This is a genomic window from Novosphingobium organovorum (genome assembly GCF_022832435.1).
Lineage (GTDB): Bacteria > Pseudomonadota > Alphaproteobacteria > Sphingomonadales > Sphingomonadaceae > Novosphingobium > Novosphingobium organovorum.
In genome coordinates, this window is the sequence record NZ_JALHLF010000123.1 from 1 (window position 1) to 9540 (window position 9540).

Consider the following 9540-nt stretch of genomic DNA (forward strand, 5'->3'; position numbering starts at 1 on the left):
AGCGTCTGACCGGCGCCGGGCGCACCGTGCGCCCGCCCCCCTCGGTCAGCCCCCCTCGGTCAGCCCTGCGCGCGCCGGGACACGGGGGGCGGATACGGTTCCGGCGGCGGAGACACGGCCGGTGCGCTCCAGCTTGCCCCAGCCCACCACCCACCCGGCAATGGCCGAGGCGATCGCGCGCAGCACCACGCCGTACATGATCTGGCGATAGACCAGCCGCTGCGAGATCAGCAGCAGCGGATTGTAGCGCACCCGGTGCGTGTCGAGGCGGTAGCCGATCCACCCGCAGGCGACGTCGATCAGCGTGAACACCGCCCAGAACAGCGCCATCGTCGAAACATCGCCGCGCGTCTGCGCCCAGCCGTGGGCCAGCGTGCGCGCGATGGTGGCGACGATCGAGATCACCAGCGCGGCATCGATCAGCGGGGAGATCGCGGCGAAGGCGATCTGGAACAGCCAGGCCTGCGGCAGGCCGATCAGGCCGAGCCCGGTCGGCTGGCGCCGGGCGATCACCGCGCGGTGCTTCCACAGGCACTGCAGCGTGCCGAAGGCCCAGCGGAAGCGCTGCCTGGCAAGCGCGCGGAAGCTTTCGGGCGCTTCGGTCCAGGCCACCGCGCGCGGATCGTAGGTGACCCGCCAGCCCTGCCGCTGGATCGCGATGGTGAGGTCCTGGTCCTCGGCCAGGGTGTCCTCGGGATAGCCGCCGACCGAGGCCAGCGCGCTGCGCCGCCACGCGCCGACGGCGCCGGGCACCACGGTCATCGCCTCGAACCCGGCAAGCGCGCGGCGTTCCAGGTTCTGCGCGGTGATGTATTCGACCGCCTGCCAGCGGGTGATGAGGTTGACCCGGTTGCCCACCCGCGCATCGCCCGCCACCGCGCCGATCTGCGGATCGGCGAACCAGCGCGCCAGGCGCCGCACGGTCTCGGGTTCGAACTGGGTATCGGCGTCGAGCGCGATGATGATCGCGCCGCTCGCATCGACCAGCGCACGGTTGAGCGCGGCGGCCTTGCCCCCGTTCGTGAGCGTGAGCAGGCGCACGCGCGGATCGTGGCCGTAGCGCGCGGCGACCAGCGCGCTCGTCGCATCGCGCGACCCATCGTCGGCGACGATGACCTCGAGCGCGGGATAGTCGCTCGCCAGAATCCGTTCGACCGAGGCGAGGATCACGCGTTCCTCGTTGTAGGCCGGGATGATGACGCTGACGCTGGGCTCGAGAGCGGGCGGTTCACCGCGCTGGCGGCGGCTCTGGAACCAGGCCAGCGCGGTCATCGTCACCGCGCGCACGATGCCCAGTGAAATCGCGAGATAAAACAGCCAGGTGAGCAGCGCGAGCAAGCCGCCCAGCACGAGGAACACGCCGACATCGAGGCGCACCGCGGTCTGGTCCGCGCGCGAGATGCGCGGCATCGCCTGCGCCTGCGGCACGCCGATGAGCTGCGAGGCGGTGACGAAATGGTAGCCGCGCGCCTTGAGCGCGGTGATGATCTGCGGCAGCGCGGCGATCGTCTGCGCGCGGTTGCCGCCGCCATCGTGGAGCAGCACGACGTTGCGCGCGGTGCCCGCGGGCGCGTTCTCGATCTCGTCGAGCACCGTCTGGACGATCGCCTGGGTGCCTGGACGCTGCCAGTCGTTGGGATCGACGTGGAGGCCGACGATCGTATAGCCCGCCTTCTGCGCTTCGAGCGCCGGGCCCAGTTCGTCGGCCGTGGTCGGCTCGGCGTCTCCAAAATAGGGCGCGCGGAACAGTGTCATGCGCCGGCCGGTATAGGCCTCGACGAGGCGCTGGGTGGTGTTGAGTTCGAGCTTTGCCTGGTTGGCCGCGGTATTGGCCATGTTGGGGTGGGTGTAGGTGTGGTTGCCGATCTCGTCGCCGTCGGCCACCTCGCGTTCGAGCAGGCCGGGTTCGGCCAGCGCGTTCTCGCCGATCACGAAGAAGGTGCCGGGCACGTGCGCCCCTTCGAGGATCGAAAGGATGCGCGGGGTCCAGTCGGGATCGGGGCCGTCGTCGAAGGTCAGCGCGATGCGCCTGGGGTCACTGCCCCCGGCGCGCTGCACCACGTAAGGGGTGGGCAGGGCGCTGTAGTGTTCGCTCTCGATCACGCCTGCGGGGCTGAAGCGGACCGTGCGCGCGCCGTCCTGCGGGGTGTCGGTGATGCGCAGGATCTCGCCCTCGCCCTCGACGTCGGCGCTGCCGGTCGCGGTGAGCCGGGCGAGGTTAGGGCGGTGCCCGGTGCGCCAGGCGGCGAAATCGCTCCACACGCCAGGGTCTTCCGAGCCCAGCTTCCACAAGGCGACGCTCGACAGGTTGAGCCGGTCAAGCGCGGCCAGTTCGTTCCAGGTGCTTGCCGCATCGAGCATCCAGATGGTGTGGTGCGTACCCGCCTCGTCATAGGCGAAGCCCGCGTTGCCGCTGCCCGGATCGAAGGCGATCGGGGCTTCGCTGTCGTTGGCGGCGAGGAACGCCTCGTCGAGCGAAAGCGCGTCGGTCTGGCTACCGTGCCAGTCGTAGGCGTAGCTGCCGAGCGCGACGACCAGCTTGCTGGCGGGAATGCGCCGGGCCGCGGTCTGCACTTCGCGCACGAACCAGTCCTGTGCCGCGATCGGGCCGGGCTCGCCGCCCTGCCAGTGCTGGTCGTAGGCCATGAAGATCACCTTGTCGCAGGCCCGCGAAAGCGCTTCGAAGGGCCAGTGGGGGTCTTCGGCGGGGGCGGTAACGGCGATCAGCGCGCCCTTGGGCAGCGCCGCGCGCAGTTCGCTGAGGAAGGTGAGATAGGGCCCCATGGCGCGGGGGGGAAGCGCCTCGAAGTCCATCACCAGCCCGGCGGCGTGGCTGGCGATGACCTCCTGCGCCAGCCGCGCGGTGAAGGCGCGGCGGGCGCGGCGGTCCTGTAGCAGGCGTTGCACGCCCGCGCCGTCCCAGTGATCGCCCGCGTAGTTCTGCACCATCGGCAGCACCTTGAAGTGGTGGCGCCCGTTCGCGACGAGGTTGGTGAAGCGCACGTCGCGGGCGACGGTGACGGCGTGGTCCGGCCCGGCGACACCGATCGTGGCGGGCACCACCCAGTCCAGATCGCCGCCGTGGTGGAGCAGCGAATAGAAACTGTCGTCGTTGTTGGGGTCGTAGAAGCCGATGGTCAGCGCGGGTTGGGCGTGGCGGTGGAGCGGCGCGGGCAGCCAGGCGCGCAAGTCGCGTCGGATGCCGGTCTGGCGGAAGGTCGCGGCGCGCAGCACGGGCACGGGCATGTCCAGCTCACGCTCGCGCGGGAGCACGACGAGCGTGGTGGCAAAGGCCACCGCGGCGAGCACCGCGATGAGCAGCAGCGCGCCGAGAAGACGCTTGGACCAGCGGCTGCGCCGCCCGGTGGGATCGAAGAAAACCGGTCTGGACATGGCGATCGGGGGCTCGCTCAGGAATGAGGGGAAAGGGCCGCGCGCGGTGCGCCGGGCCGGGGGGAAAGGGCGGTGTTGAAGCGCGGATCGGCGCGGCGCAGCGCGGCGAGCGTGGTGGCGAGCAGGCGCTTGCCGTCGTGGTGCAGCGGGTGCCCGCCGCTCAGCGCGATGACGTCGGCGCCGCTCCCGGCGAGCGGCGGACACAGGCTGTCGTCTTCCTCGAGCCCGTGGATGCAGATCAGCGGTGCGTAAGTCAGCGTGCGCAGCCGGGCGAGCGGCAGCGCGTCGGCGGGGCCGGTATAGGCAAGGCCGGTGGGATCGGCGCGGAAATAGACATGGCGGGCGGGTACGGTGAGCTGGATCGCGGCGATGCGTGGACGCAAGTCGGCGGGCAGATCGGGCAGAACGGTGGCGAGGATGTCCGCGCCGTAGGACTGGCCGATCACGATGAGGCGCCGGGCGTGGTTTTGCGCCAGCGCGCGGCGCAGCGCACCGATGACGATGGCGCGGGTTTCCCCGATGCTGCGGTGCGTGCCGAAGGCGGCGGGCGAACTGACGCCAAGGACGGGGAAGCCGCGCTGCGCCAGCGCGCGGGCCAGGTCGCCGCTGAGGCCGAAGTGAAAGCCCATGTCGCCCGAGAACATGACCACCGGCAGCGCGCGGCGGGGCGCATCGGGGGCGGGGGCGAAGACTTGTTCGGCCTGGGTGCCGAGCAGGCCCAGCCGAGTGGCCTGCGTGGCGAGCGCGCCGAGCAGGGCGAGCGCGAGGAGCAGTGCAGCCGCAAAGCGCAGCGCGCCCATGCAGCGGTGGTTGGGACGGGGAGGGAGCGTCATGGGTGCGGACGTTTCGAACGGTCAGGCGAGAGCCGGACGGGGAGTGGGGGCGCTGGCCGTGACCGGCGGCGTTGGGGTGCGCGGGAGCGCCGGAGCAGGCGGGGGGGCTTCAGGCCGGTCGGTAGCGGGCGGGAGGGGCTGCACCGGCGCGCTCGGGCCTTGCGCGATCAGCCGCGAGGCGTCGCGCAGCCCCTTGAGCAGGCCCAGCCCCGAAGGCCCCGCGATGTACCGCGGCTCCCAGTCCACGGCGAATTTCTGCTTGAAGGTGCGCAGCCCGCGAAAGCCGTAGAGCCGCTCCCCCCGCGCAAAGACCAGCGCGCCCGCCTTGGCCCAGACCGGGGCGAGATGGCGCGCGTCGATCCCCGCGAGCGGCACCATGCCGAGCGAAAAGCGCTGGTAGCCACGCGTCTGCGCCCAGCCGATCAGGCGGGTGAACAGAAAGGCCATGGTCCCGCTCGGCGCTTCGGCGCTCTGGCGCATGAGGTCGAGCGAGGCTTCGTGATGCACCCCGGTCAGCCACAGGTTGGCAAAGGCCACGATCCGCCCTTCGACCATGACCAGCGCGACGTCGAACTGTTCGATATAGGCGCGATCGAACCGCCCGAGGCTGAAGCCCTTTTCCTGCGCGCCCTTGGCGGCGAGCCATTCGTCCGAAATGCGCTCGAGTTCGTCGAGGATCACCGGGACCGCCTCGGCCGGCACGATGCGCAGCTCGGCCCCGGCGCGCTCGGCCACCCGCGCGGCCTTGCGGATCGAGCGCAGGCGCGGCGATTGCAGGTCGTATCCGGCGAGGTCGACGATCGCCTCCTCGCCAAACTTGATGACCTGCAGGCCCATGCCGATCGCGAGGTCGAGCGCGGCGGGGGTCATCTCGTAGAGCAGCAGGCGCCCCTGCGCGCGGTCGACCCGCTCGCGCAGCGCCCAGAGCAGGTCGCTCCACGCAGCAGGCTCGCCCACCGGATCGCCCATCACGATCCAGCTGTGCCCCTTGACCTGGTACATCACGAAGGCATCGCGCGCGGGTGAGAGCAGGAAGCGCTTGTCGCCGGTCAGCGCGAGCATCGTCTCGCTGCGCGGCGAACGGGCGAGGATGGTGCGGATCGCGGCGGCATCCTCGGCGCTGAGCTCGGCGGGGTCCTCGGGCCGGGCCGGGGAGAGCAGGCGCCACAGCGCGAAAGCGGCGAGGAACACCGCGCTGGCGAGCGTCGCGCGCAGGAAGCGCGGGGCATCGCCGTGCAGCGCGAACTTCCACCACAGGTCGTCCTGGTAGGCGACATGGCGGTAGGCGAAGAACCCGGCCCAGGTGGCCAGCCCCAGCGCCATGGTGATCGCGGTGGCCCAGCCGGTGGTGAAAGGCTGCGCGGTCAGCGCGGTGCGCCGGTAGAACAGCTTGCGGCTGACCTGCAGGATGCCCGCGATGGCCAGACACACGATCGCCTCCTCATAGTCGATCCCCTTGGCGAGCGAGAACAGCGCGCCCGCCACCAGCAGCAGCCGGGTGGCGAGGCAGGCACCGTCGAGCCGGCGGTAGAGCCCCGGCGCGACCAGCAGCAGCGCGGTGCCGACCAGGCTCGCGGCGATGTGGCTGGCTTCGATGAACGGCAGCGGCAGCACGTCGGACAGCCCGCCGAGCCGGTCGTGGATCGCGGGGAGAGAGCCCGAAAGGAGCAGCATCCCGCCGCCCAGGAACGCCGCGGTGCTGCTGAGCGCGGGGACCAGACTGCCGGCGAGCGCCTGCGAATCGCCCAGCACCTGGTTGACCGCGCGGCTCGCGCGCGCCTCGCGCCAGGCCAGCAGGACGAGCGCGAGCGCGAGCGGGAGCAGGTAGTAGACGATGCGGTAGGCGATCAGCGCGGCAAGGACCTGGGCATGGTCCTGCGGGATGACCGCCAGGATCACCGCCTCGAACACCCCGATCCCGCCCGGCACGTGCGAGAGCACGCTGACCAGCAGGCCCAGCGCATAGGCCAGCACGAAGGCGGGGAACAGCGCCAGCGAGGCGTGGGGAAGCAGCACGAAGAGCGCGCTCGCCGCGCAGACCAGATCGACCAGCGAGACGCCGAGCTGGGCGAGCAGGGTCGGGCCATCGGGCAGCGCGAGCGAGATCTTCCAGATCCGCAGCGGGCCCCTGGCCCGTGCGCACAGCGTGCCCAGCGCCAGCAGCAGCGCGAGCATGAGCGCACCGCTCGCGCGGGTGGGGCCGGCACCGAGATGCAGCGGGCCGATCGCCAGCGGGCCGGTGTGCAGGCTCATCGCCAGCGCGGCAAGGGCGCTGACACCGATCCAGAACGCCGCGCCGGTCAGCGCGATCACCCGCGCCACGTCGAGACTGTCGAGCCCGGCGGCGACGTAGACGCGGTGGCGCACCGAACCGCCGGTCAGGACCGAAAGGCCCAGATTATGGGTCAGGGTATAGCTGGCGAAGGCGCCGATCGCGGCGGTGCGCCAGGGCAGCGGGCGGCCGATGACGCGCAGCGCGATGACGTCGTAGAAGGTGAGCGCAAGATAGCTCAGCGCGGTGAGCGCCATGGCGGGCAGGAGCTGGCGCAGGGTCAGCGCGTGGAGCGTCTGGCGCAGCTGGTCGTAGGTGATCTCGTGCGTGAGCGCGCGCAGCGCGAGCAGGCCGAGGCCGATCAGCACCAGCACCAGAGCGGTGCCGAGCGCCACGCGGTAGCGGCGCAGGAAGGCCAGCGTCGGGCTCATTGCGGCAGCCTTGCGATATGGTTCCAGTCCTGCGAGCGGCACAGCAGGCGGTGCAGCACGCAGCCGCGCACGCGCATCACGTCGGGGCCGATCGCTTCGATCGTCGAATCGAAGTGGTGGCCCATGTCGGGCACGTAGACCGTTCCCGCCCAGCGCCGCGCGCCGGTCGGGCGGTACTGTTCGAGCACCGCGGTGCCCAGCAGCGCGGTCACCCCGCTGTCGCGCGCGTCGGCCTTGGCTTCTTCGCTCGCCCACACGACATGGCCGCACAGCGCGTCGGCGCACGGCTCGACCTGGACCGCGACCGAGCCGGCCGGGTTGAGCCACAGTCCGGTCAGCCCGTTCGGTCCGTTCGGCCCGGCGCGCGGGGGTGGCGGGCTTTGCGCGTTCCCGGCCGCCGGGGCGAGCGCGAGCAGCGCGCAAAGCGCAAGATGCATCGCCAGAGCGATGCCGGATGGGCCGCGTCGCGCGCAGGAGGCATCGCAGTGGGGGAATTCAGGGCGGGAAGGGCGCATGCGGGCTCTCGATCCTTGACGGCGGACCCTGCCTCCTTGCGCCGGGGCGTCTATCGCGCGGCTGACCGGTTCGTGACCTTTTTGTAATGTTGGACCGGGATGGGCCGAGGCCGCTTGGCCGCCGCCGGGTCGCAGGCTATGCCGGGACCCTGGTTCCGGGCCGCGTGGCGGCCCCCCTCAGGGAAAGCGTGGCGGCCCGATGGCGCACAAGATACTCGTGGTCGAGGACGATGCCGCGACCGCCGATTTCATCGCTAACGGTTTCGAGCAGGAAGGCTTCGTGGTCGATCGCGCGGACAACGGGCGCGACGGCCTGTTCCTGGCGACCGACGCGCGCTACGCCTGCATCGTGCTCGACCGGATGCTGCCCGGACTCGACGGGATGGCGGTGCTGGCCGCGCTGCGCGGCGCCGGGGTGGAGACCCCGGTCATCATCCTTTCCGCGCTCGGTTCGGCGGACGAGCGGGTCACCGGCCTCACCAGCGGTTCGGACGACTATCTGGTCAAGCCGTTCGCCTTTGCCGAACTCTCGGCGCGGGTGAAGCTGCTGATCCGGCGGGGCAAGAGCGCGCCCGCGGCCGAGACCACGCTTGGCTGCGGCGATCTGGAGATGGACCTGCTGGCGCGCCGGGTCACGCGAAAGGGACGGGTGGTCGACCTCAAGCCGCGCGAATTCCGCCTGCTCGAATACCTCTTGCGCCATGTCGATCAGGTGGTGACGCGCACCATGCTGCTCGAGGGGGTATGGGATTTCCACTTCGATCCGGGGACCAACGTGGTCGACGTCCACATCAGCCGCCTGCGCAAGAAAGTCGACGAGGGCGAGGAAGCGCCGCTGCTCCACACCGTGCGCGGCGCGGGGTATCGGATGGGCGTGGCGGGGTGAACTGGCGTTCGTCCACGCTGCGCTTCGCCACCCTGGTCTTCGCGCTGCAGCTGGTGGCCGCCGCGATCCTGCTGCTGGGCGTGGCGATCCTGCTGCGGGTGGGCGCCGAGGCCGACGCGATCGACCTGGCGCGCAACCAGCGCGACGATCTGCTCGCGATCCACGACGAGGGCGGCCTTGCCGCGCTGCGCCGCGATGTCGCCGCGCGCGCGCAGGAACGTGGCGAGCATTTCACCGTGCTGCTGCTGGTCGATGGCAAGGGGCGGCGTCTTGCGGGCAATCTGGCCGCCTTGCCGCCCCGGCTCGTGCCCGGCGCGCCCTATACCGCAGTGCGCGCCCGGCGCGAGGGGCACCGCACGCCCGAGACGATGCTGGTTCAGGTCGCGCGGCTGGGCGGTGGGGCGCGGTTGCTCACCGGCACCGTGTTCGAGAAACAGCGCGAGATCTTCGCGCAGCTGCGCGCGATCACGCTGCTCTCGCTGGTCTCGGCCTGCGGGCTCGCCGCGCTCGCCGCCTTCGTGCTGACCCGGCTCATCGTGCGCCGGCTCAAGGGCACCGTGGCGACGCTTCAGGCGGTGCGCGCGGGGCAGCTCGACCGGCGCATCCCGATCGACACCTCGGGCGATGCCTTCGCGCGGCTGGGCAGCGAGATCAACCGCGCGCTCGACCGGGTGGCGCAGCTCAACGGCGAACTCAAGCTGGCCACCGACAGTCTGGGCCACGATCTCAAGTCGCCGCTGACGCGGCTGCGCACGGTGCTCGACCGGATGGCGGGGGAAGCGGCGGGCAGCGCGCTCGAACCGCTCATCGCGCAGGCGAGCGGGGAGAGCGAGCGGCTGCTGGCCATTGTCGAGACCTCGCTCAGCATTACCCGCGCCGAGGCGGGCATCGGGCGCGAGAGCTTCGCGCCGTGCGACCTGCAGGGCGTGCTCGAGACGATGGTCGACATCTACGAACCCGTGTTCGAGGATCTGGGCCGCGCCATCGTGCTTGCCCCCGGCCCGCACGCGCGGCGCGCGGTTCACCGCCAGTTGCTCGACACCGCGCTGGCGAACCTCGTCGACAACGCGCTCAAGTACGGCGCGGGAACGGTCACGCTGGGGCTGACCGCCCGGGGCGAGGACATTGCGCTGTTCGTGGCCGACGAGGGGCCGGGTATCCCCGCCGCGCGTCGCGCCGAGGCGCTGCGCCGCCATGGCCGGCTCGACGC

General features: G+C 71.5%; 6 protein-coding genes. 2 read left to right on the top strand and 4 right to left on the bottom strand.

The features are described 5' to 3' along the window. Positions 1-45: 45 nt before the first annotated feature. Genes MTR62_RS18320 through MTR62_RS18335 form a run of 4 tightly spaced genes read right to left on the bottom strand, consistent with a single transcriptional unit; the run spans position 46 to position 7366 of the window. Positions 46-3393, bottom strand: coding sequence for a glycosyltransferase (locus tag MTR62_RS18320; RefSeq protein WP_244023648.1), 3348 nt, complete (start codon positions 3391-3393; stop codon positions 46-48). Between the two features lie 17 nt (positions 3394-3410). Further along, a complete protein-coding gene (locus MTR62_RS18325) occupies positions 3411-4226 on the bottom strand; it encodes a virulence factor (protein WP_244023651.1) in 816 nt (271 codons plus the stop codon). A gap of 21 nt (positions 4227-4247) precedes the next feature. Next, complete coding sequence (gene mprF / locus MTR62_RS18330) at positions 4248-6929, bottom strand: bifunctional lysylphosphatidylglycerol flippase/synthetase MprF (protein WP_244023653.1); 2682 nt, start codon at positions 6927-6929, stop codon at positions 4248-4250. After that, positions 6926-7366: a DUF2147 domain-containing protein gene (locus MTR62_RS18335; RefSeq protein ID WP_244023655.1), complete on the bottom strand. Its 441-nt coding sequence runs from the start codon at positions 7364-7366 to the stop codon at positions 6926-6928. Before MTR62_RS18335 ends, mprF begins: the two co-directional genes overlap by 4 nt. 277 nt (positions 7367-7643) lie before the next feature. Between MTR62_RS18335 and MTR62_RS18340 the strand changes: the two genes are divergently transcribed. Beyond that, positions 7644-8330: a winged helix-turn-helix domain-containing protein gene (locus tag MTR62_RS18340; protein WP_244023657.1), complete on the top strand. Its 687-nt coding sequence runs from the start codon at positions 7644-7646 to the stop codon at positions 8328-8330. Beyond that, on the top strand, positions 8327-9540 hold a 1214-nt coding region (locus MTR62_RS18345; protein ID WP_244023660.1), incomplete at its 3' end, for a sensor histidine kinase. The genes MTR62_RS18340 and MTR62_RS18345, both read left to right, overlap by 4 nt.